This is a genomic window from Mesorhizobium sp. M0923, from assembly GCF_040319365.1.
Classification (GTDB): domain Bacteria; phylum Pseudomonadota; class Alphaproteobacteria; order Rhizobiales; family Rhizobiaceae; genus Mesorhizobium.
Genome location: NZ_JAMYNW010000023.1, coordinates 1 through 21,249 on the forward strand (window position 1 = coordinate 1; position 21,249 = coordinate 21,249).

Annotated in this window: 21 protein-coding genes and 1 tRNA gene; 9 read left to right on the plus strand and 13 right to left on the minus strand. The window is 62.3% G+C overall.

Annotation, left to right across the window (positions count from 1 at the left end):
• Positions 1-103 precede the first annotated feature (103 nt).
• Positions 104-775 (plus strand): TetR/AcrR family transcriptional regulator, encoded by a 672-nt coding sequence (locus tag NKH89_RS28745; protein WP_352910778.1) that lies wholly within the window; start codon positions 104-106, stop codon positions 773-775.
• Between the two features lie 21 nt (positions 776-796).
• Here NKH89_RS28745 and yihA read toward each other — a convergent pair whose 3' ends face one another.
• The 5 genes from yihA to rpmH all read right to left on the minus strand — a co-directional run bounded on the left by yihA (position 797) and on the right by rpmH (position 4,584).
• Positions 797-1,435, minus strand: a complete 639-nt coding sequence (yihA, locus tag NKH89_RS28750; protein WP_352495110.1) for a ribosome biogenesis GTP-binding protein YihA/YsxC — start codon at positions 1,433-1,435, stop codon at positions 797-799.
• Positions 1,436-1,452: 17 nt separating this feature from the next.
• Entirely contained in the window at positions 1,453-2,091 is a 639-nt protein-coding gene (locus tag NKH89_RS28755; RefSeq protein WP_352452996.1) for a CatB-related O-acetyltransferase, read from the minus strand.
• A 144-nt stretch (positions 2,092-2,235) separates the two neighbouring features.
• Positions 2,236-4,059 carry a membrane protein insertase YidC gene (gene yidC, locus NKH89_RS28760; RefSeq protein ID WP_352910780.1) on the minus strand — a complete coding sequence of 608 codons (1,824 nt, stop codon included), beginning with the start codon at positions 4,057-4,059 and terminating at the stop codon, positions 2,236-2,238.
• A 13-nt stretch (positions 4,060-4,072) separates the two neighbouring features.
• Positions 4,073-4,426, minus strand: a complete 354-nt coding sequence (gene rnpA, locus NKH89_RS28765; protein ID WP_352495027.1) for a ribonuclease P protein component — start codon at positions 4,424-4,426, stop codon at positions 4,073-4,075.
• Between the two features lie 23 nt (positions 4,427-4,449).
• A complete protein-coding gene (gene rpmH, locus NKH89_RS28770) occupies positions 4,450-4,584 on the minus strand; it encodes a 50S ribosomal protein L34 (RefSeq protein WP_008833937.1) in 135 nt (44 codons plus the stop codon).
• 335 nt (positions 4,585-4,919) lie between these two features.
• Here rpmH and NKH89_RS28775 point away from each other — a divergent pair, with 335 nt between their 5' ends.
• The 4 genes from NKH89_RS28775 to NKH89_RS28790 all read left to right on the plus strand — a co-directional run bounded on the left by NKH89_RS28775 (position 4,920) and on the right by NKH89_RS28790 (position 9,274).
• The gene (locus tag NKH89_RS28775; RefSeq protein WP_352495026.1) at positions 4,920-6,407 is read left to right on the plus strand and encodes an ATP-binding protein; all 1,488 of its coding nucleotides are present in this window, start codon (positions 4,920-4,922) and stop codon (positions 6,405-6,407) included.
• Between the two features lie 325 nt (positions 6,408-6,732).
• Positions 6,733-6,809 (plus strand) — tRNA-Arg (locus NKH89_RS28780).
• 529 nt (positions 6,810-7,338) lie between these two features.
• Complete coding sequence (locus tag NKH89_RS28785; RefSeq protein WP_352910784.1) at positions 7,339-8,028, plus strand: ankyrin repeat domain-containing protein; 690 nt, start codon at positions 7,339-7,341, stop codon at positions 8,026-8,028.
• A 931-nt stretch (positions 8,029-8,959) separates the two neighbouring features.
• Positions 8,960-9,274, plus strand: coding sequence for an antibiotic biosynthesis monooxygenase family protein (locus tag NKH89_RS28790; RefSeq protein ID WP_352484312.1), 315 nt, complete (start codon positions 8,960-8,962; stop codon positions 9,272-9,274).
• Positions 9,275-9,320: 46 nt separating this feature from the next.
• Here the strand turns inward: NKH89_RS28790 and NKH89_RS28795 are convergent, their stop codons facing one another.
• Positions 9,321-10,463: an alpha-hydroxy acid oxidase gene (locus tag NKH89_RS28795; RefSeq protein ID WP_352495024.1), complete on the minus strand. Its 1,143-nt coding sequence runs from the start codon at positions 10,461-10,463 to the stop codon at positions 9,321-9,323.
• Between the two features lie 78 nt (positions 10,464-10,541).
• A complete protein-coding gene (locus NKH89_RS28800) occupies positions 10,542-11,648 on the minus strand; it encodes a LacI family DNA-binding transcriptional regulator (RefSeq protein ID WP_031193752.1) in 1,107 nt (368 codons plus the stop codon).
• Positions 11,649-12,101: 453 nt separating this feature from the next.
• Here NKH89_RS28800 and NKH89_RS28805 point away from each other — a divergent pair, with 453 nt between their 5' ends.
• From NKH89_RS28805 to NKH89_RS28820, 4 genes are all read left to right on the plus strand, one after another.
• Positions 12,102-13,064: a sugar-binding protein gene (locus NKH89_RS28805; protein WP_352484310.1), complete on the plus strand. Its 963-nt coding sequence runs from the start codon at positions 12,102-12,104 to the stop codon at positions 13,062-13,064.
• 113 nt (positions 13,065-13,177) lie between these two features.
• On the plus strand, positions 13,178-14,722 hold the full coding sequence (locus tag NKH89_RS28810; RefSeq protein WP_023718225.1) for a sugar ABC transporter ATP-binding protein: 1,545 nt from the start codon (positions 13,178-13,180) through the stop codon (positions 14,720-14,722).
• Positions 14,723-14,745: 23 nt separating this feature from the next.
• A complete protein-coding gene (locus tag NKH89_RS28815; protein WP_023677502.1) occupies positions 14,746-15,741 on the plus strand; it encodes an ABC transporter permease in 996 nt (331 codons plus the stop codon).
• Positions 15,742-15,892: 151 nt separating this feature from the next.
• A complete protein-coding gene (locus tag NKH89_RS28820) occupies positions 15,893-16,423 on the plus strand; it encodes a DUF2231 domain-containing protein (RefSeq protein ID WP_023718227.1) in 531 nt (176 codons plus the stop codon).
• Between the two features lie 90 nt (positions 16,424-16,513).
• Here NKH89_RS28820 and phnN read toward each other — a convergent pair whose 3' ends face one another.
• The 6 genes from phnN to iolE all read right to left on the minus strand — a co-directional run bounded on the left by phnN (position 16,514) and on the right by iolE (position 21,206).
• Positions 16,514-17,143: a phosphonate metabolism protein/1,5-bisphosphokinase (PRPP-forming) PhnN gene (phnN, locus tag NKH89_RS28825; RefSeq protein WP_023718228.1), complete on the minus strand. Its 630-nt coding sequence runs from the start codon at positions 17,141-17,143 to the stop codon at positions 16,514-16,516.
• Positions 17,140-18,279: an alpha-D-ribose 1-methylphosphonate 5-triphosphate diphosphatase gene (locus tag NKH89_RS28830; RefSeq protein ID WP_352495023.1), complete on the minus strand. Its 1,140-nt coding sequence runs from the start codon at positions 18,277-18,279 to the stop codon at positions 17,140-17,142. Before NKH89_RS28830 ends, phnN begins: the two co-directional genes overlap by 4 nt.
• Positions 18,280-18,359: 80 nt before the next feature.
• Positions 18,360-19,064, minus strand: a complete 705-nt coding sequence (locus NKH89_RS28835) for a DUF1045 domain-containing protein (protein ID WP_352495022.1) — start codon at positions 19,062-19,064, stop codon at positions 18,360-18,362.
• Positions 19,065-19,215: 151 nt separating this feature from the next.
• Complete coding sequence (gene iolB / locus NKH89_RS28840) at positions 19,216-20,025, minus strand: 5-deoxy-glucuronate isomerase (protein WP_352495021.1); 810 nt, start codon at positions 20,023-20,025, stop codon at positions 19,216-19,218.
• Between the two features lie 2 nt (positions 20,026-20,027).
• Positions 20,028-20,246 carry a DUF3329 domain-containing protein gene (locus NKH89_RS28845; RefSeq protein ID WP_023718232.1) on the minus strand — a complete coding sequence of 73 codons (219 nt, stop codon included), beginning with the start codon at positions 20,244-20,246 and terminating at the stop codon, positions 20,028-20,030.
• 42 nt (positions 20,247-20,288) lie between these two features.
• Positions 20,289-21,206 (minus strand): myo-inosose-2 dehydratase, encoded by a 918-nt coding sequence (gene iolE / locus NKH89_RS28850; protein ID WP_023718233.1) that lies wholly within the window; start codon positions 21,204-21,206, stop codon positions 20,289-20,291.
• Positions 21,207-21,249 lie beyond the last annotated feature (43 nt).

Here is a 21,249-nt window from a genome sequence, read left to right on the forward strand (position 1 = left end):
TGGCTGGTGTGCGCGTATTTTTTTAAAACCCACCCCCCCAAGGCCCGCTTGTTTCCCTTTTGAACCCCCTTGCCCCCGCACTGGCATGCACCTGGGTTATCGGTTGTCCTGCCGGCCCCGCGGCCGGCCGGCCGGGGGGCAAGACCCGGTCAAGCGCAGCCAGATCATCGACGGTGCGCGCCGTGTCTTCATCGACAAGGGCTTCGAAGCCGCGTCGATGAACGACATCACCCGCGAGGCCGGCGTGTCCAAGGGCACCATCTATGTCTACTTCGCCAACAAGGAAGAGCTGTTCGAAGCGCTGATCGAGGAAGAGCGCGGCACGATCTTCAAGAACATGTACGAGGTGCTCGACCAGATTGGCGACCTTCGCCAGACGCTGGTGAAGTTCGGCATCGTGCTGTCCATGAAGATCACCTCGGCCAGGGTCATCCTGGCGCAGCGGACGGTGATCGGCGCGTCGGAACGGATCCCGGAGCTTGGCGCCCGGTTCTACGAACGCGGCCCGAAGCGCGGCCATGACCGGGTTGTCGTTTTCCTCAACATGGCTATCGAACGCGGCCTGCTGAAGATCGACGATGTCGAGCTTGCCGCCTATCAGTTCACCGAGCTGTGCCTGGCCGGTCTTTTCCGCCAGTGCATATTCGCCTATCGCACCAAAGCGCCAAGTGCGGCCGAGATCGAACATATCGTCAGGTCGGGCGTCGATGTGTTCCTGAAGGCCTACGGCACCGAACAGCTTGCAGAGCAGGAACGGACCTCCAGCCCCGCCTGACCAGCCGTCGGATTCCGTTGCCTATCCGCCGTTGGCGGCGAGCACGATCGCCGCACGCAATTCTTCGAGGCCTTCGCTCTTTTCCGACGACGTGGCGAGCACGAAGGGAAAGGCCGCCGGGCGTTTCTTGATCTTCTGCAGCGTTTCCTCGATCAGCCGTGGTACCCCCGCCGCCTTGATCTTGTCGGTCTTGGTCAGCACGATCTGATACGACACCGCCGCCTTGTCGAGCAGCGACAGCACCTCGTCGTCCTTGGCCTTGATGCCATGGCGGGCGTCGATCAGCACGTAGACGCGCTTCAGCGTCACCCGGCCCTTCAGGTAGTCGAACACGAGCTTCGTCCACTCGTCGACCTTTTCCTTCGGCGCCGTGGCGTAGCCATAGCCCGGCATATCGACCAGTGCCATCGGCGGCAGATCGGCGCCTTCTCCCGAAAATCCGCCCGGCACGAAATAGTTGAGCTCTTGCGTCCGGCCCGGCGTGTTGGAGGTGCGCGCCAGCCCCTTCTGGTTGACCAGCGCATTGATCAGCGACGATTTGCCGACATTGGAGCGACCGGCAAAGGCGATCTCGGGTGGACCCTCCGGCGGCAGGAATTTCATCGCCGGCACGCCGCGGATGAAAATCCAGGCTCGCGTGAACAATTCGATGCCGATCATGGTCTTGTTCAACGTGTTCAAACCGCTGCCTCCAGAAGAAAAATGTTGCTGCCACGAATGGCATCGAGATTGCGGCTGATCTTTTCCACCGGCCAGTGCCACCACGCCAGCGCCAGCAGCCGCCGGATGGTCCTGTCATCGAAGCGCATCTTCACCACCTTGGCCGGATTGCCGGCGACGATCGCATAGGCCGGCACATCGTGCGTCACCACCGACTTTGCCGCCACAATGGCGCCGTCGCCGATCTTGACGCCCGGCAGCATCACCGCTTCCATGCCGATCCAGACGTCGTTGCCGACGATTGTGTCGCCACGCACCTCCTTCGACCATGTCGCCGGGTCGAAGCCTTCCTCCCAGCCGTGGCCAAAGATGTTGAACGGATAGGTCGAAAAGCCGGACATGGCGTGATTGGCGCCGTTCATGATGAAGCGTGCGCCCTCGGCGATGGCGCAGAACTTGCCGATGACCAGCCTGTCGCCGATGAATGGATAATGATGCAGCACGCATTTTTCGGCGAATTTGTCGGGTCCGTCCGGATCGTCATAATAGGTGAAGTCGCCGATCTCGATATTCGGCGCCGTCACCAGCGGTTTCAGAAAGCCGACGCGCGTGTGCAACGGGATCGGATGCTTGATCGATGGATTGGGTCCGGTCATATCGAGCTCCGTCGAGCACCTGCCAGGCAGGTCAAAATAGCGCGATCTGTCCCGCAGTACCAATCGCTTAATCCAGGCCGGCAGCTTGTGCAAAAAGCCCCGGACGAACCGGGGCTTTCTGGTTTCGCATTATCGGAGCGCCGGCTATTCCGCCGGCGACGGTTTCTTGCGGAACAGCGCGACCAGATTGTCCCACAATTCGATCTTGGCGCCCTGCCGCTTCATGATCACGCCCTGCTGCAGGATCGACAACGTGTTGTTCCAGGCCCAGTAGATGACGAGGCCGGCCGGAAAACCCGCCATCATGAAGGTGAAGATCACAGGCATCCAGGTGAAGATTGCCGCCTGCGTCGGGTCCGGCGGCGTCGGGTTCATGCGCATCTGCAGGAACATCGTCACGCCCATGATCAGAGGCCAGACGCCGATCATCAGCATGTGCGGCAAGGTGATCGGGATCAGCCCGAACAGGTTGAAGATCGATGTCGGATCCGGCGCCGCCAGATCCTGGATCCAGCCGAAGAACGGCGCGTGCCGCATCTCGATGGTGATGTAGAGCACCTTGTAGAGCGAGAAGAACACCGGGATCTGCAACGCCACCGGCCAGCAACCGGCGAGCGGATTGATCTTCTCGGTCTTGTACAGCTCCATCATCGCCTGCTGCTGCTTCATCTTGTCGTCCGCGTATTTCTCGCGGATCTCGAGCATCTTGGGCTGCACCTTCTTCATGTTCGCCATCGACGCATAGGACTTGTTGGCGAGCGGGAAGAACAGCGCTTTGACGATGACGGTGGTGGCGAGGATCGCCAGGCCGAAATTGCCGAAGAATTTGTAAAGCGTGTCGATCAGCCAGAACATCGGCTTGGTGATGAAATAGAACCAGCCCCAGTCGATCAGCAGGTCGAACTGGCGAATATGACGGTCCTTTTCATAAGCGTTGATCGTCGAAACTTCCTTGGCGCCGGCGAATATCTCCGACTCCACGGTCGTCGATTGCCCGGGAGCGACCGTGACGGGATCGGACAGGAAATCGGACTGGTAGCTGTGCGGATGGGGCCCGCTTTTGAACTCGAAATAAGAGAATTTGGGCTGAAATTCGCGGCCGCTAGGCGGCACCAGGGTCACCGCCCAATACTTATCGGTGATGCCCAGCCAGCCGTCGGTCGACTTGCCTGGCTTGTATTCCTTTTCCGATTCGACGCTGGAGTATTTGTATTCCTGCAGGCCCTCGCTTCCGGTAACGCCGATCAGGCCCTCGTGCAGCACATAGGTGCTGGCGATGGCCGGCTTGTCGAAACGCGTAACGCGGCCATAGTTCGACAACGTCGCCGGCGCCGAGCCGCCGTTCTGAACCGTGTCGGATACGGTGAACATATATTGGGCGTCGACGGAGAAGGTGCGCTTGAAGGTCAGGCCCTTGTCGTTGGTAAAGGTCAGCGTGACCGGCGTCGCCGGTCTGAGCGTCGCCTTGCCGTCGGTCTGCCAGACCGTGTCGGGGCCGGGCAGCGTGCCCACATCCGGCGCGCCAGAAAAGCCGATCTCGGCGAAATAGCCGTTCGGCAGGGACGCCGGGTTGAGCAACGCGATCTCGGGCGAGGTCTTGTCCACCGTCTCCCTGTAATGCTTGAGCCGGAGGTCATCGAGGCGCGCACCGGTGAGGTTGATCGAACCTTCGAGGCTCGGCGTGTCGATCTTGACGCGGCTGGTCGAGGCAATCGCCTGGTCGCGGCCGGCCGGCGTCACCGCGTCGCCGCCAGGCGCGCTCGGAATGGCGCCCGGCTGCACCGGTGTTTCGCTGGCGCCCGGACTGGTGCCTTGGGCGGCCTTCTTCTGCTCCGCCACGCGCTGTTCTTCGATGCGGGCGGCCTCACGCTGCATCTCGCTGCGCGGCATCACATAGAAATATTGCCAAAGCGCCAGGATCAGCACCGACAGTGCGATGGTGATAAAGAAGTTGCGGTTGTTTTCCATCGAAGCCCTTGGCCTATCGTGTTCCACGCAATCTGCGGGAGAGTTCGGCCTTCAACTGGCCAAACGGAGTGGTAAGCACGTCTTCGCGCCCGACGATGACATAATCATTGCCGGGCGCCATGTCATCCGCGGCATGCGTGCGCACGGCCTCTCTCAGCCGCCGCCGGATGCGGTTGCGAACGACGGCATTGCCGACCTTCTTGGTGACCGTATAACCGACGCGCGGCGCCTCGCCGTCGCCGCGATCCAGAACCTCGACGAGGACAAGCCGCCCGCGGCGCTTTTCGCCACGGCGGACGGCCAGGAATTCCGCGCGCTTCAGAAGCCGCTTGGGATGGGCACCCGTTGGCTTGCCGGTTGCGGGCAACGATCTTGTCTCTCGCTTGGTGCTCAGGCGCTGAGACGCTTGCGGCCGCGGTTGCGGCGGGCTGCGACGACGCCGCGGCCACCTTTGGTTGCCATGCGGGCGCGGAAACCGTGCCTGCGTTTGCGGACGAGTTTGGACGGCTGGTAAGTACGCTTCATTTGTTTAAATACCGCGGGGTGCGGCCCTTCTTGATTCTGTCACTTTGTAACAGGAGCTTTGCCGGGCCGGTTTTGGCGCGATCGAAACCGCGCCGGGACGAATGGCCCGAGCGTGAGCGGGCTTATAGAAAGAAGGGTTTTGGAAGTCAATCCAGCCTGTCGGGCCGGCGTTGTCGGACTGGCAGGGAAGTCCTTGCGGCCCTTTGTCCGGCTTCGATCAAGGATGAATTTGGCAAAAAAGCCGCAATCGCCTAATCTTGCCCGATCAAGCGATCGTGAAGACGAGCAGTCCTTAAGACAAGCAGCCGTGATGACAGGCAGCCGTGACGACGAGCATGAGTGAAGTCCCACCAACCGACGAAAGCATCGCCCGGGCGAAGGCGGCCACCCGCAGGGTGCCGCTGGCGCGCGGCCTGTCGACGAAGCTGCTGCTGCTCACCATCGTCTTCGTGCTCTTGGCCGAAATCCTCATCTTCGTGCCCTGGATCGCCAGCTACAGGCTGAGCTGGCTGAAGGAGAGGCTGAGCACCGCCGCCGCGGTTTCCATCGTCCTGGTGCAGGGCGAACCTGCCTCGCTGTCGCGTGCCGCCCAGAACGACGTACTGATGGCGATCGGCGCCAAGGCGATCGCCGTGCGCGACGGCGGCGTCTCGCGGCTGCTGGTCGTGGCCGAAATGCCGCCGCAGGTGGACGAGCATATCGATATCGCCAATGTCGGCATGATCAAGGGCATGACCGGCGCGCTGGACACGCTGTTTTTCGGCGGCAAGAGGATGCTGCGCGTTTTCGGACCGGTCGGCGACAGCGACAAGGAGTTCGAGCTGATCATGCCCGACCACCGCCTGCGCAATGCCATGCTGATCTATTCGCGCAACGTCGCCTTCGTCTCGCTGCTGATTTCGCTGTTCACCGCCATGCTGGTCTACGCCGCGATAGACCTGATCATGATCGGCCCGATCAGGACGATGACGCGCTCGATGCTGTCCTTTTCCGAGGCGCCCGACGATCCCGGTCGCATCATTCACCCTGCCGCCCGGGCCGACGAGATCGGCGTCGCCGAACGCGAGCTGTCGCAGATGCAGGAGCGGCTGCAAAAGATGCTGACCGAGCAGAAGCACCTGGCCGATCTCGGCCTGGCCGTGTCGAAGATCAACCACGACATGCGCAACATCCTTGCCTCGGCGCAGCTGATGTCGGACCGCCTGCGCCAGGTAAAGGACCCGACTGTTCAGGCCTTCGCGCCAAAACTGCTGCGCGCGCTCGATCGCGCCGTGTCCTATTCGGAAGGCGTGCTGTCCTATGGCCGCACCCAGGAGCCGCCGCCGTCGCGTCGCAGGCTGCGGCTGCGCCAGTTGGTCGAGGACGTCCAGGGCCTGCTCGACATCGAATGCGGCATCGAATTCGTCAACGCCGTCGATCCGGTGCTCGAGGTCGACGCCGATTCCGATCAGCTGTTCCGCGTGCTCACCAATCTTAGCCGCAACGCCGTGCAGGCGATGGCGGCGGACACCGAGAGCGCCGTAGTGCGCCGCCTGACCATATCGGCCGAGCGCATCGGCAGCGTCAGCCGCATCGTCGTCACCGACACCGGCCCCGGCCTGCCGCCGAAGGCGCGCGAAAACCTGTTCGCGGCGTTTCGCGGCTCGGCCCGCAGCGGCGGCACCGGCCTTGGCCTGGCGATCGCCCATGAATTGATCCGCGCCCATGGCGGCACGGTGGAGCTGGTCGAAAGCATCGGCGGCCGCACCACATTCGCCGTCACCATTCCCGACCAGCCGGTCCGGCTCGACCAAGCCCGCAACGGCCTGCGCCGCCCGGCGTAACGAACCGTTTCGTTACGGACCGTTTCAATTCGCAAATGGTTGGTCCGGGACTAAGAGTCATCGGCTCGGCCGCCGTGCAACGGCTTGTTTCGTTACGGACCGTTCCGATTGGCAAATGACCGATCCAAGACGACGACCTATCGGCTCGGCCGCCGCGTGACGCGATCTTACCTTCGCCGGCCGGCGCATGACGGCAAAACGTGACGGCAAAACTTTTGGCCAGGATCGGCTTGCTTTTCGCAAATTCAGTCGCTAGGGAACAGCTCACATTCGCGGCCGGTCGCCAGGATCGGATCGCGGGGCTATGCAAAGCATGGCCTGTTGCGCGCCCGTAGCTCAGCTGGATAGAGCACCAGACTACGAATCTGGGGGTCAGGAGTTCGAATCTCTTCGGGCGCGCCATTTGTAATGTACATCCCAATCCACCGGCATCGATGGACCGCTTAGCCGCTCATCATTGCCATCGTGGTGGCGCTTTAGCGGTTACCGGCAAATCTGCGGGATTCCCGGCGCTGAGAAACGACTTCTCCTGGGGGATGAGCCACGGCTGGTCGGCTGATGTTTAGGACCGCCTTGCATGCAGGCGACTGCATGCGCTGCCGCCGCCCGCCACGGCGGCGGCGAACTCGATCACACGTGCGTTGCCGCTATCGAGCATTCGTACTAACCTCTGCCCTTCTTGAAATCGTGCCGGGTCCTCAGGCTTGCCTTGGGAGATGCTAATGCGCGGGTTCTTGCCTTTCATTCTGTTGGTGCTTCTACACATTCCGATTGTATCGCATGCCGCCTCCATCCACGACGCCGCCATGAAGGGCGATGTCGCCGGGATCACGGCAGCGCTCGACGCTGGTGCCGGCTTCGATGAGAGCGACGGGGGCGCGCGACACCACTCTATCTTGCGGTTAGGGGCGGGCATTTTGCGGCGGCAAAAATGCTCATTGAACGCGGTGCCGACGTCAACGCCGCCCCAACACCGGCTTTGGGTCCTGCCCTCATGCCGGCTTTGGCAAAACGCAGGATCGATTTGATCAATCTGTTGCTGGATGGGGGCGCAAATCCAAATTCGAAGCGCAGCCGCGAAAACGCTATCCACATCGCGGTGAATCTCGGTTGTTTCGACTGCGTGAAGGCACTCGTCGAGGCCGGCGCGGACGTGAATGCGAAGACAAAGGACGGCAAGACGCCGCTCCATCTGGCAAAATTCAAGAGGCAACGCGAAGTCGCTGACTATCTCATGTCGCACGGCGTCGTCTTGCCAACACCAGCTCCGATCTCGATGAAGTTGGCTACTGCCGATGTCGAGAAAGGCCGAACCTACTTCACCAGCGTGTGTGCCGGTTGCCACAATGCCGCGCCACAGGGAGCGATCAAAGCGGGACCCAACTTGTGGAGCGTCGTCGGCCGCGACAAGGCGTCCGTGGCAAAAATGCATTACTCCGACGCTTTGCTCGACTGGGAGGGTGTATGGACGTACGAGGATCTGAACAGATATCTCTTCGGACCCATGTTCACCACGCCGGGCGTTTACATGGAGACGCCTGGTGTTCCGGACGAGACCGAACGGGTCGACCTGATCGCCTACTTGCGCACACTCAGCGACAAGCCGATCCCGCTGCCCTGAACGTTAGCCCCAGGAGGGCCGCGGCCGGATTGCGCCCAACGCCGATGAGCGCTCGAATTCTGCATGGAGGTCACTTCGCTTCCCCTTGACGAATGACCGGTTGGATCCGATTTTGGCTGTTCAGGGGTGGCAAGGGACAGTTTATGGCGCGCAAGGCGGACCTTCGGCTCCGAGCGGTGATCTGAGAAATCGATAGGCGCAGCAATAACATACGAGTTCCCAGTTTCATCCTCTTCGGGCGCGCCATCAATCCAATGCACGGCCCGCCTCATGGGGCCTCTCGGGCGCGGTGAGCTCATAGCCGCCCGACTATGACCGTGACCGGCGCCGGTGGTCGGAGGGTCGCGAGGGCTGAGCGCCATCCCTGCCAAAAGAGGGGATGGTCTGCTGATGCCGACTCAGTCGGCCTGCTTGATCTCCGGACCCGGTTCAGTCGGCGGCGCTGGCGTGCAATCCTGGCCGGTGCATTCCTGCACGGGATCTTTCGCCGGCGGGAGACAGTTTTGGCCTTCACAATGAACGGGCGGCTGCACTGTTGCGGCTTTGTTGTTCGGCGGCACAGGCCGATCCTCAGCGCGAACAGCCGGCATTCCAAGGTCGATCATGGCCGTGCACAAGAGCGCAATCCGAAGCACGTTCATTTTCGCCTCCGCAACTGACAGCGAGACGCAGATTATACCTTCGAACTGCGGCCAACATCCTGTCACCCGCGAACGGCGTTAACAGCGCGTTTCATTGCCGGTCGGAAGGGCGTACCGATTGAGATCGAGCGTCGTCCTCTACCTGGCAAAATAGCGCCAGAAACGGGGCATTCGGCAGGAGGTGACTGAAGCCAACCTTCCGATTTTCCTGTACACGTGTTCGAAGGGTTTGAGTGCCTTAGGGCTTTCGCATATTCGAGCTTCTTCAGGTCTTTCACGGGGGAACGTACATGACGGCGTTCAATAGCGTCCGCTTCCAGGTCAAGCCGGGCAGTGAAGACGAATTCGTCGAACTGTTCAGCAGCGCTCCGCGCAACTTCGAGGGATTGCGAAAAATGGCTCTCATCAAATCGGGAGATGGCGCCTTCTTCTCGATTGGAGAGTGGGACACTTTCCAGCACATGGTCGATGCCAGGCCCACAATGCTCGGCAATCTTGATCGGTTCCGGCATACGTTGCAGCAGCTTGAAGGCGGATATACGGATGCTGTTTCCGGCGAGGCCGTCTTCGACACGGACGGCAGGAGCGGCGGCCGGTCGGTATAGTGTTCGCACTTCGAAAAGCTTATGCCGTGCGCCACTTCCGGCTGCCTCACCTAAACCGCACATTCCCCCTGGAAAGCTCTGCCACCGACCTGCATCCCATCAGCCGCATGTCGCGTTCGATCTCGGTTCGCATCAGGCCGAGCGCCCGTTCGACGCCGGCCTGTCCGGCCGCTGCGAGCGGGAAGAGGTAGTAGCGCCCGAGGCCGACGGCCTTGGCGCCCAGCGACAGAGCTTTCAGGACATGCGTGCCGCGCTGGACGCCGCTGTCGATGATCACGTCGATCCTGTCGCCCACCGCGTCGACGATCTCTGACAGCTGGTCGAAGGGACTGCGCGAGCCGTCCAACTGCCTGCCGCCATGATTTGACAGAACGATGCCGGTGCAGCCGATGTCGACGGCCTTTCTGGCATCGGCAACGCTCATGATCCCCTTCAGGCAAAACTGGCCGTTCCAGAAGCGGACCATGTCTTCGACGTCCTTCCAATCCAGCGACGGGTCGAGGATCTCCGTGAAATAGCGGCTGATGGAAAGCGCTCCGCCACCGAGATCGATATGGCCGTCCAACTGCGGCAGGCTGAACTTTTCGTGCGTCAAATAGTCGATGGCCCATCTCGGCTTGATCGCAAACTGCATCATGCCGCCGAGCGTAAGCCGAAAGGGGATGGAAAAGCCGGTCCGCAGGTCACGCTCGCGGTTTCCGCCGGTGACGCTGTCGACCGTCAGCATCATCACCTCGACGCCGGACGCCTTGGCGCGCTCCATCATGGCGCGGTTCAGGCCGCGATCCCTGTGGAAATAGAACTGATAGACCTGCGGCGTCCTGTGCTTGCGGACTTCCTCCAGGCTGACCGTCCCAAGCGACGAGACGCCGAACATCGTCCCGAACTTCTCCGCCGCCGCGGCGACGGCGCGCTCGCCGCTATGGTGAAACAGCCGCTGGAGAGCCGTCGGCGAACAATAGACCGGCATCGCCAGTTTCTGGCCCATGACGGTGACCGACATGTCGATCTGCCCGACACCGGCAAGCACGTTTGGGACGAGGTCGCAGTCCTCGAACGCAGCCGTGTTGCGCCGCAGCGTCGTCTCGTCGTCCGCGCCGCCATCGATATAGTCGAAGATCGGTCCTGGCAGGCGCTGTCTGGCCAGCCTGCGAAAGTCCTGAAAATTATAGCAGCTTTGCAACCTCATAGGGCTCAATCGGATCTATGCGGGGCGCGATGTCAAGCCTATGCAATTGTCGATCGCCGACTATTCCGCCGCCTCGCGTCAGCCCGCCACCGCGCCAACCGACTCCCGCTCCACCAGCGGGCATTCGAGCTTGGTGATGGGATGGCGGCCACGACCGGGAGGGGCGGGGACTTCCAGCTGCTCGATCGCCCATTGCCCCATCGCCATATGCGGCAGGATCGACGTCGTCAGCGGCGGGAACAGATGGCGCGCGATCTCCTCGTCGTCATAGCCGACCACCGAAATATCCTGGGGGATGTGCAGGCTGGCCTCCTTCAGCGCCTCGTAGCAGCCGATCGCGGTGCGGTCGTTCTGGCAGAAGATGGCGGTCGGCCGGTCTTTCAGCGCCAGTAGCTTGATGGTCGCGGCATAGCCGGCGCTCGCCGACCAATCGCCTTCGACGACCAAGGCCGGGTCGAACGGGATGTCGGCTGTCGCCAGCGCCCGGCGGTAGCCCTTCAGCCGGTCCTGCGCCGCCTGCATCCATGGCTCGCCGGTGATGGTGGCGATACGGCGATGGCCATGGCTGATCAGGTGCCGGGTCGAGCTCTGGCCGCCGGCGATCTCGCTCGGCACCACGGCGGGGAAGGCATAGTCGGCGGTGTAGCAGTTGAGCAGGATGACCGGAATGTCGAGGCCGTAGAGATACTCCGGCGCGACGATCTCGCGGGTGAAGATGGTCATGTAGATCAGCGCCGAAATGCCCTGCTTGGTCAGCGCCGCGATGGCCCGGGGCTCCATCACCTCGTCGCCCATGGTCTGCGCCACCAAAAGTACATTGCCAGCGTTCCACGAGGCTTGCCGCGCCCCTTCAATGGCGACGACCGCCTCCGGGCTGGTCGCCAATTGGTCGACGGCGAAGCCGATCACGCCATCCAGCCCGTCAAAAGCGGCAACCGGGGCTCGCAGGGCGGAAAACACCGGCGGCGCATAACTGAGGGCCCGCGCCGCCTCTATCACCCGCTCACGAGTTTGCTGCGATAGCCTGATGCCCGGCGTGTTGTTGAGGACGAACGAAACCGTCGCCTGCGAACAACCGGCGGCCCTGGCGATGTCGGTCATGGTAACGCGGCCTCTGGGGTTTTTCCCGGACGGCTTGCGCCGCCTTGTACCCTCAAGGACGGGATCGCGCAGTGGTTCGTTCATGTCATTCGTCCCTCAAATCTCGCATTTGTAAGGTAAAGCGATGCTAATAGATATAAGTGCCGTCTTAAGTGATTTAGTCGCGAATCCGACGTGACAGCGCATTGGGAGGCTCCTTTCTTGTGAGAATCCCGATTAAACTAATACTCTTTACTAATATCCGGCGGCCCTATAACGTCAATCCATCATGCTCGGACGAACATCGGACCCGCGCATGTTCGGAACGTAAGCCAGCCTAGTGGCGGACAGTTCCCGTCAACCGAAGCTCGCCTGCCGTTTCGAGGAAATGTCAGACAAATCGGACTATTTACGAACGACGAATGAGTCTCTAAAGTCGACGATCGCGGCTGGAATGGCGTCGTTCTTCGCTGCCGGAACCCTGAGGAGGAGGGCGTCCAAGCCGCGCCGGCACGTTCATCATCAGCGAAAATTACTGAGTCAAATGGGAGGTTGAATATGAAATCTGCGATACGAAATGCGTCCGTCGCCGCTGCGGCCCTGCTGCTCGGCCTGTCCGTCAGCGCAATTGCGCGTGCCGACGACAAGCCGACACTGGCCTTCGTCGTCAACGGCGCTTCCGATTTCTGGAAGGCTGCCGAAGCCGGGGTCAAGAAGGCTCAAGGCGAATTGCCCAATTACAATCTAGAACTCAAATATCCGGAGCAGTCCTCGGTCGCCATCCAGCAGCGCCTGATGGACGATCTGGTGACGGCCGGTGTTAAGGCGATCATGGTCTCGGCCGTCGACCCCAAGACGTCGACCGACGGGCTGAACAAGATCGCCTCGGAAACGGCGTTGTTCACCACCGACAGCGACGCACCGCAGACCAAGCGTGTCGCCTATATCGGCTCGTCCAATGTCGATGCCGGCAAGCAGGCGGCAGAGATTGCCAAGAAGGCGATGCCAGATGGCGGCAAATGCCTCGGCTTCGTCGGCCTGCTCGGCGCCGACAATGCCAAGGAACGCATCCAGGGCATGAAGGACGGCCTCGCCGGCACCAAGATCGAACTGGTCGACGTGCGTGGCGATGACATCGACCAGGCCCGCGCCAAGAAGAACGTCGAGGACGCGCTGGTCGCCAGCCCCGACGTCACCTGCATGGTCGGCTTCTATTCCTACAACACGCCGCGTATTTATGAGGCGCTGCGCGATGCCGGCAAGCTCGGCCAGATCACCGTCGTTGGCTTCGACGACGATCCGATCACGCTGGGCGGCGTCAAGGAAGGCACCGTCGCCGCCACCGTCGTACAGCAGCCCTTCGAATGGGCCTATCAGGGCATGAAGCTGATGGCCGCCTATCTCGAAGGCAACAAGTCGGGCGTTCCCGCCGATGGACTGATCATCATCCCGACCAAGATCATCGGCAAGGACGATGTCGACGCCTACGCCGCCAGCCTCAAGGCGATGTCTGGAAACTGAGCAAACTAGGTTGCGCCGGCTCAAGGTTCGCCTTGAGCCGGCGTTCTATTGACGGGCCTCGCGAGGCCCGTCAGTCTGAGTCCAAAACGGCTCACCGGCTGCTGTCAGGCGTGATGAATTATTCCGACCCATCCATCGTTGCATCCACGGACGCTCCGTTCCTGAGCCTCAACGGTGTGCGCAAGACCTATCCCGGCGTTGTCGCGCTGGACGGGTTCTCGATCGAGGTCAGGCCCGGCGAGGTCATCGGCCTGGTCGGCGAAAACGGCGCCGGCAAATCGACGCTGATGAAGATCCTCGGCGGCGTCACCAGGCCGGACACCGGCACCATCATTGTCGATGGCGCCGCCCATGACGGGCTGACTGTCGAGGCCAGCATCGGTTCGGGCATCGCCTTCGTCCACCAGGAACTCAACCTGTTCGAAAACCTCGACGTCGCCGCCAATATCTTCTTCGGCCGCGAACCGCTGCGCGCCGGCCCGCTCAAGCTGGTCGACCGCGCCAGGCTGCGAGCGCTGGCGGCGCCGCTGCTCAAACGCGTGGGCGCCAATTTCTCGGCCGATACGCCGGTATCGGCGCTGTCGCTGGCCCAGCAGCAAATGGTCGAGATCGCCAAGGCGCTGTCGATCAAGGCAAGGCTGGTTATCCTCGACGAGCCGACCTCGAGCCTGCCGATCGCCGAAACCGACAAGCTGCTTGGTGTCATCAAGGCGCTGAAGGCAGACGGCATCAGCGTCATTTTCATCTCACACCGCCTGCACGAGGTCGAGCGCGTCGCCGACCGCGTCGTCGTGCTCAGGGACGGCATGCTCGCCGGAACTTTGCCGAAGAGCGCCATCAATCACGACCAGATGGTCAAGCTGATGATCGGCCGCATGCTCAAGGAGAGGGAGAAGGCCGCAGAATCGGCGCGCCCGCCGGGCTCTGTCGCGCTGTCGGTCAAGGCCATTCGCACCGCCGCCTATCCCGACCGGCCCGTCGACCTCGACGTCAGGCATGGCGAGATCCTCGGCCTTGCCGGTCTCGTCGGCTCCGGTCGGACGGAGCTGGCGCGCGTGCTGTTCGGCATCGACAAGAGCTTTGGCGGCTCGTTCCAGCTTGACGGAAAAGATCTGGTTCTTGGTTCGGCCGCGGACGCAGTGGCCAACGGTATTTTCCTCGTCCCGGAAGACCGCAAGCTGACCGGCATCCTGCTCGATCTGTCGATTGCCCAGAACATCTCGCTGCCCAATCTGCCGGCGCATTCGCGGCGCTCGCTGGTCTCGGCCAGCGCCGAGGCCGCCACCGCCGAGAAACAGAAGACCGATCTGGGCATCAGGGCGCCCTCCGTGCAGACGCGTACCGGCACGCTGTCGGGCGGCAACCAGCAAAAGGTCGTGCTGGCCAAATGGCTGGCGATGAAGCCGAAGGTGATGATCCTCGACGAGCCGACACGCGGCATCGACATTGGCGCCAAGGCCGAGATCTACGGGCTGATGCGGGCGCTGGCCGATGCCGGCGTCGCCGTGCTGATGATCTCCAGCGACATGGAGGAGGTGATCGGTGTTTCCGACCGCATCGCCGTCATGCATGAAGGCCAGATCTCCGGCATTCTCGACAAGGAACGGTTCAGCCAGGAAAACGTGCTGCTGCTGGCGGTCGGCAAGCAGCCGAAATAGTTCGCCGGCATTGGGAGACGACGATGAGCAAGAAAGATCTCGGCCTGCTGATCCTGATCCTGGTGGTCGGCGCGGTGGTAGCGATCATCAACCCGCGCTTCCTGCTGCCGATCAATCTCGCCAACACCTCGAACCTGATCGGGCTGTTCGGCATCCTGTCGATCGGCCAGGCTTTCGTCATCATCACCGGCGGCATCGAATTGTCGGTCGGCTCGGTGGTTGCGCTGCTCGGTGTGCTGTTCATCGATTTCATCGCCACGCGCGGCATGGCCTGGCCGGTCGCCCTGCCGCTGATCCTGGTGCTCGGCGGCATCATCGGGCTGGCGCATGGCTGGCTGATCACCCGGCTCAAATTGCAGCCTTTCGTGGTGACCTTGTGCGGCCTGCTGATCTATCGCGGCGTGGCGCGCTTCTATACCGCCGACGGCACCGCCGGCTTTGCCTTCGGACAGAACTTCCCGGAACTCGAGTTCCTGACGGCGGGGCGGTCCTGGGGCGTGCCGAACAGTTTCATCGCGCTGATCGTCATCGCCGTCGTCATGTGGGTGGTGCTGCACCGTTCGGTGTTCGGGCGATATCTCTACGCCATCGGCAAGAACGAGGAAGCGGCGAAATATTCCGGCATCCGCACCGGCCGCATCGTCATGGCCGCCTATGTCATCTGCGGCGTGCTGACGGCGCTGTCGGCTATCTATTTCGCCATGTACACACGCTCGATCTCGCCGGCGAGCCACGGCCAGTTCTACGAGCTCTACGCCATCGCGGCAGCGGTGCTCGGCGGCTTCTCGCTGCGCGGCGGCGAAGGCTCGCTGATCGGCGTCCTGCTCGGCACGGTGCTGCTGCAGGAGTTGCAGAACCTCGTCAACCTGCTCGGTATCCCGTCCTCGCTCAACTTCGCCGTGATGGGCGGGGTGATCCTCATCGGCGTTCTGGTCGACCAGCAATGGGGCGTGTTCAGGGCGCGGCGGCGGATGCTGGAAGCCACCCGCAAGGGCGTGGCGGGTGCTGCCGCGGAATGACGCAAAAATAGCTGGATGAAATACGCCGACTGCCATTGGCAGGCATGAAAAGGTCAGCCTGAGCTTCGCGACAGCAGTTCAGGTTAATCTCTATTTGGAACGAAACCCGTATCTGAGCGTTTATTTAAGCTTTGCTACGCGGAGGCGTCCCATGCCCATGAATCCAGTAAGTACCGCAAAGATAGGAACTCACCCCCTCCACCCGATGCTGATACCTTTTCCTGTCGCGTTTCTTGTCGGTGCCTTTGTCACCGACCTGGTTTTCTGGGGGACTGCCGACGCCTTCTGGGCACGGGCATCGATGTGGCTGATCGGGGCAGCTATCGTAATGGCGCTTCTCGCTGCGACAGCTGGTTTTATCGACTTCCTCAACGAGCCGCGCATTCGCGCCTTGTCCGACGCCTGGTACCACATGCTGGGCAACTTGACCGCGGTCGTTGTGGCTCTGATCAATTTCTACCTTCGCTATGCTCAAGGCGCCGAGGCCGCGGTCCGACCGTGGGGCGCGCTGTTGTCGTTCATAGTGGTCTGCATACTGCTGTTCACCGGCTGGAAGGGCTGGGAGATGGTCTATCGGCATCACGTTGCAGTTCTGGATACACCGGCGGATGCACCAGCGAAGCCTTCGACAACCACTAGCACGGATACTCATCACGCTGGTCGGGATCGGCACGCCGCATGAGGCCATGATCCCGAACAGTGGATACCGGTTTCCAAAAAGATATGGGTTAGACAAGTAGCGCCCATCCCGAATGCATCGGATGGGCGCGCCTTAGATGAGGCCCGACATGTCGGAGAAGGCCATGGCCTTGCGCAGCACCTCGGTGAAGCGCTCGCCGGCGGCTTCACGAGGGCCGCTATTGTCGATGGAGGTGACGCCCGGTCCGGACAGCGCCACATTGGCGCTGCGCGCCAGCCGTGCCAGCACTTCGCCGCGCGACTCGCGCCCGCGCAAGGCCAGCCGCTCGGCCAGGATCTCCGGTGCAGCCGTGATCTCGACGATAGCCAGATTGGCGTAGCGGTCCCGCAGCGTCGGGATGATCGCGCGCGAGACGTTGGCGATCGCGACACGGCCGTTGGAGACTGACCAGTCGACTTCGGCCGGGATGCCATAGCGCAGGCCATGCGCCTCCCAGGAAATCGCGAAGGCGCCATCCGCTTCGGCCTCGACGAAGGCAGCGTCGGCTAGCGTATCGTGATCCTCGGTGGCCGCATCGCTCGGCCGGGTGATCACCCGGCGAACGAACTCCAGTCGGCTCTCGTCGGCAAACATGGCGCGCGCATAGCCGATCACCGTGTCCTTGCCGGCACCGCTCGGTCCGACGACGGCGACGAAGACGCCGTCGCGGATTGGAAATCCCGCGGCGGACAATTCACGCTCGACCGATGCCGACACCATCATGCGACCCGCCGTCCCTGCCGCCACACCGTGCGGACAACCGGGACGTGATCGTCGACGCGCACGCGAACCAGATCGGCGCGCCGGCCGGGCTCGATGACACCGCGATCGGTGAGGCCGACAGCCTCGGCCGGGTTCTTCGACACCATCGCCACTGCCTGAGGCAACGAGATGCCCTCGACCACGTCGCCGAGGAAAAAGGCCGACTGGATCAGGCTGAACGGAATGTAGTCCGATGACAGGATATCGAGCAGGCCGTCGCCGGCCAGTGTGCGGGCCGAGACATTGCCCGAATGCGAAGCGCCGCGCATGACGTTCGGCGCGCCCATCAAAACGCCGAGCCCTGCCTCTTTCGAAGCCCGAGCCGCCTCCTCGGTGGTCGGGAACTCGGCGACACGGACGCCTTGCTCGATCGCTTCATCGACATGGCTGACGGTTGCGTCGTCATGGCTGGCGAGCACGATACCGCGCTCTTTGCAGGCAGCGGCGATGAAGCTGCGGTTCGGGCTCGAGTTCTTCGCCGATTCCGCCATCCGCTTTTCGCAGAATTTCTGGAAATCGCGATCGGTCAGCTTCAGCTTGCGCTGGTAGTAATACGCATAGGTTTCGAGATCGACGAATTGCCGCTGTCCCGGCGCGTGGTCCATCAGCGACGCCAGCCTGACCCGCTCGTCGCCGTCGAAATTGGCGAAGGCTGTGAGGCAGTCCGGCGCCGAAACCTCGCAGCGCAGATGGATGAAATGGTCGGCCCTGAGCCGGTCCTGCTGGACGCTGTCCTCAATCGCCTCGGCCAGCTTGCGTATGTCGGCCGCTGTCAGGTCGGCGTCCTCGTCCATGCCGACGCGCAAGGCGTCGAGCACGGTGGTGATGCCGGCGGTTGCCACCTGCGCGTCATGGGCGAGCACCGCGGCGATCGGGTTCCAGCGCACTTTCGGCCGTGGCGCGTAATGGCCTTCGAGATGGTCGGTGTGGAGCTCGACCAGCCCAGGGATGATGAAGTCGCCGCCCATGTCCTTGCCGCTGCGGCCAGCGCCGGGAGCAATGTCGGCGATCACGCCGTCGCGCAGCACGATCGACCCTTCGACGATCTGGTCGGCAAGCACGATGCGGGCGTTGTCAAGAACGGTCTCGGCGGTCATTTCAGGCAGTCCTCGGAGCATTTTGCAGCCAACTGAAAATGGATTGGCGTCGCACAATGCGGTTAAAGCAAATAGTCATCTCAGGCAGTTCTTCTGGCCGGGCGCCCGAGCGCGTGATGGGACAGCACCATGAACGGCGCACCCGGCTCAGTTTCGACAAACAGCGTCAGCGCGTCCACCGGCACCGGCCGTTGCAGCACGTCCGCAAACAGGCTGTCGATTGCTCGGCGAAGACGAGGGCTTTCCTGTGACGACACCCGGCCGGACAGGGTCATATGGAAACGAAACGTCTCGAAGACATAGGGGTAGCCCCATTGGCAGAGATTGCGGAACTCATCGGGCTTCAGCGAGTCGGGGCTGCGGCGTTCAATCTGCGCGTCTGTCAGCGGCGCGCGAAAGCGGTCGAAGCCGCGCACCACATCATCGGCGAAACGGTTGAGCCCCGGCAGCGGTGCTTCCGGCACGAGCGCGAAAAAGCTGTCGATTTGGCTGACGACGAGACGCGGGACCGTCACCACCGGCGTCGCCTCGGCAAAATCGTCGAGTGCGGCGCGAAGCGAGGCCTCCGTCTCGTTTGAAGCCAGCCGGAAGGGCGCCTTCAGCGTCGCATGAAAGCCGTAGCGGCGCGCCGAGGCGGTATGGAAGGCAACTTCCGCTGCCGACAACTCGCCCACCGCCTCGACCGGCCTCGTGGCGGCACCGAAGGGATCACGGCCGAGCCAATTGGCGGCGATCCGCGCCAGCGGTTCGTCCTGCAGGGGGGTGAAATAGATCGCGTAGCGCATCGAAGTTCCTCGTCAGCCCCGCTGCCATAGGCGATTTGCATGACGAAATGACGAAGCTTTGCAGCGTTTTCGGTAACAAACGACACAGCCTGGTCATTAGCCGACGATTTTTTCGGCTTGGACCAGCGGTTGAGAAGCGAAGGGGAAACGGTCAGGCCATCAGCCATTCGTGCTCGGGCGCGTTGTGGAATTTCCACGTCCGCTTCGGTCCGGCCATGACGTTGAGATAATAGAGATCATAGCCGTGGCAGGCGGCGCAGGGGTGATAACCCTTGGGTACCAGCACGACGTCGCCGTCCTCGATCGCCATCGCCTCGTCGAGCGAACGAGAGCCGTTCTGGTCGGCATCGGTGTAGACGCGCTGGAAAGCAAAGCCCTGCGGCGGATTGAGGCGGTGGTAATAGGTCTCTTCGAGATAGGATTCGGCCGGCAGATTGTCCTGGTCGTGCTTGTGCGGCGGATAGCTCGATGTGTGGCCGCCGGGCGTGATGACCTCGACCACCAGCAGGGAATCGGCCGGCTCGCCCTCCGGCAGGACGTTGGTGACGTAGCGCGTGTTGGTGCCTTTGCCGCGGGTCTCCTGGCCGAGATCCTTCGGCGCAATGATGCGGACCGGCAGACCGCCGCCAAGCGCCGGCGCCGAGCACACGGCGAGTTCGAGATCGGTATCGGCGCTCACCGACCACTCCGAGCCCTGCGGCACATAGACCGACCACGGCTTGCCCTCGAACGGCGACATGCGTTCGCCCAGGAGCCCGAGATCCTTGCCGCCGGCCTTGACCTTGCCCTTGCCGGTGACGAATACCAGACAGACCTCACGATCCGCGGTTTGCCCGGAAGCGGTGTCGCCGGGCCTCAGCCGATGCAGATCGAAGCCGACATAGGTCCAGCCGGCGTTTTGCGGCGTCACATGGGCTATGCGGCCGTGGCCCTTATTGGCTTTGACGAGCAGCTTCGACATGGTCATTCCTTCGGTTTGGCGTTTGCCGATGGCTTGTCTTCGTCGGCCGGTTTGTAGAGGTAGAAAAACTGCCAGACCGCATAGCCGGCGAAGCCGAGCGCGATCACGCCCCAGAACGGCGTGCCGGTAGCGAATTCGATCACCGACCAGACCAGGCAGACCGCGACAATGGCGACGCGCCGCCACAAAGGCCGGAAAAACGGGTGCTCGGAGTCTTTCATCGGATAAACGCCGGCATCGGGTCAGCCCTTCCTCGCGAACTCTCAAGCATTGGGAAAGCCCAGTGTCTCAACCGTATAGCCGGCCGCCGTCATCACCCGCATCAATTCCTTGTAGCCGACCTGTGCCATCTTGAGTGGCGGGTTCTTCTTCGGATCCTGCTCGGCCTCGACCACGAACCAGCCTTCATAGCCGTGGTTGGCGAGCCTCTGGACGATGGCGCCAAAATCCAGCGATCCATCTCCCGGCACGGTGAAGGCACCAAGTGCTACCGCGTCGAGGAAGGATTGCTTGTTGCGATCCAGCTTTTGGATCACCTGCATGCGTACGTCCTTGACATGCACGTGGTTGATGCGCCGGTGGTGGTTGTCTATCGCGCGCAGCACATCGCCGCCGGCAAAGGCCAGGTGACCGGCATCGAGCAGCAGCGGAATGCCCTCTCCCGAATAGCGCATGAAAGCGTCGAGCTCCGGCTCGGTCTCGATCACCGCCGCCATATGATGATGGTAGGAGAGCGGCATGCCTTGCCCGGCACACCATTCGCCGAACTCGGTTAGCCGCCTAGCGTAGGCTTTCATCTCATCGTCCGACAGCCTCGGCTTGATGGCAAGCGGTTTCGAGCGGTCGCCCTGGATGGAACGGCCGACTTCACCATAGACGATGCAGGGCGCATTCACCGCCTTGAACAGGTCGATCATCGGCTGGATACGAACCTTGTTCTTCGCCATGTCTTCGTCGACCAGCGTCCCGGAGAACCAGCCGCCGCACAGCGTCACGTCGGCCTCTTTCAGGATCGGCAGCATGATCTCCGGATCGTTGGGAAAGCGGCGGCCCATTTCCATGCCGGTAAAGCCAGCCGAGCGCGACTGGCGCAGGCACTCCTCCAGCGACACATCATCGCTGAGTTCGGCAAGATCGTCGTTCCACCATGCAATCGGGGACATGCCCAGTTTGGCTTTCAAGTCGTCACTCCAATTTCTGACATTCGAGGCGGCGTTGGCGGGC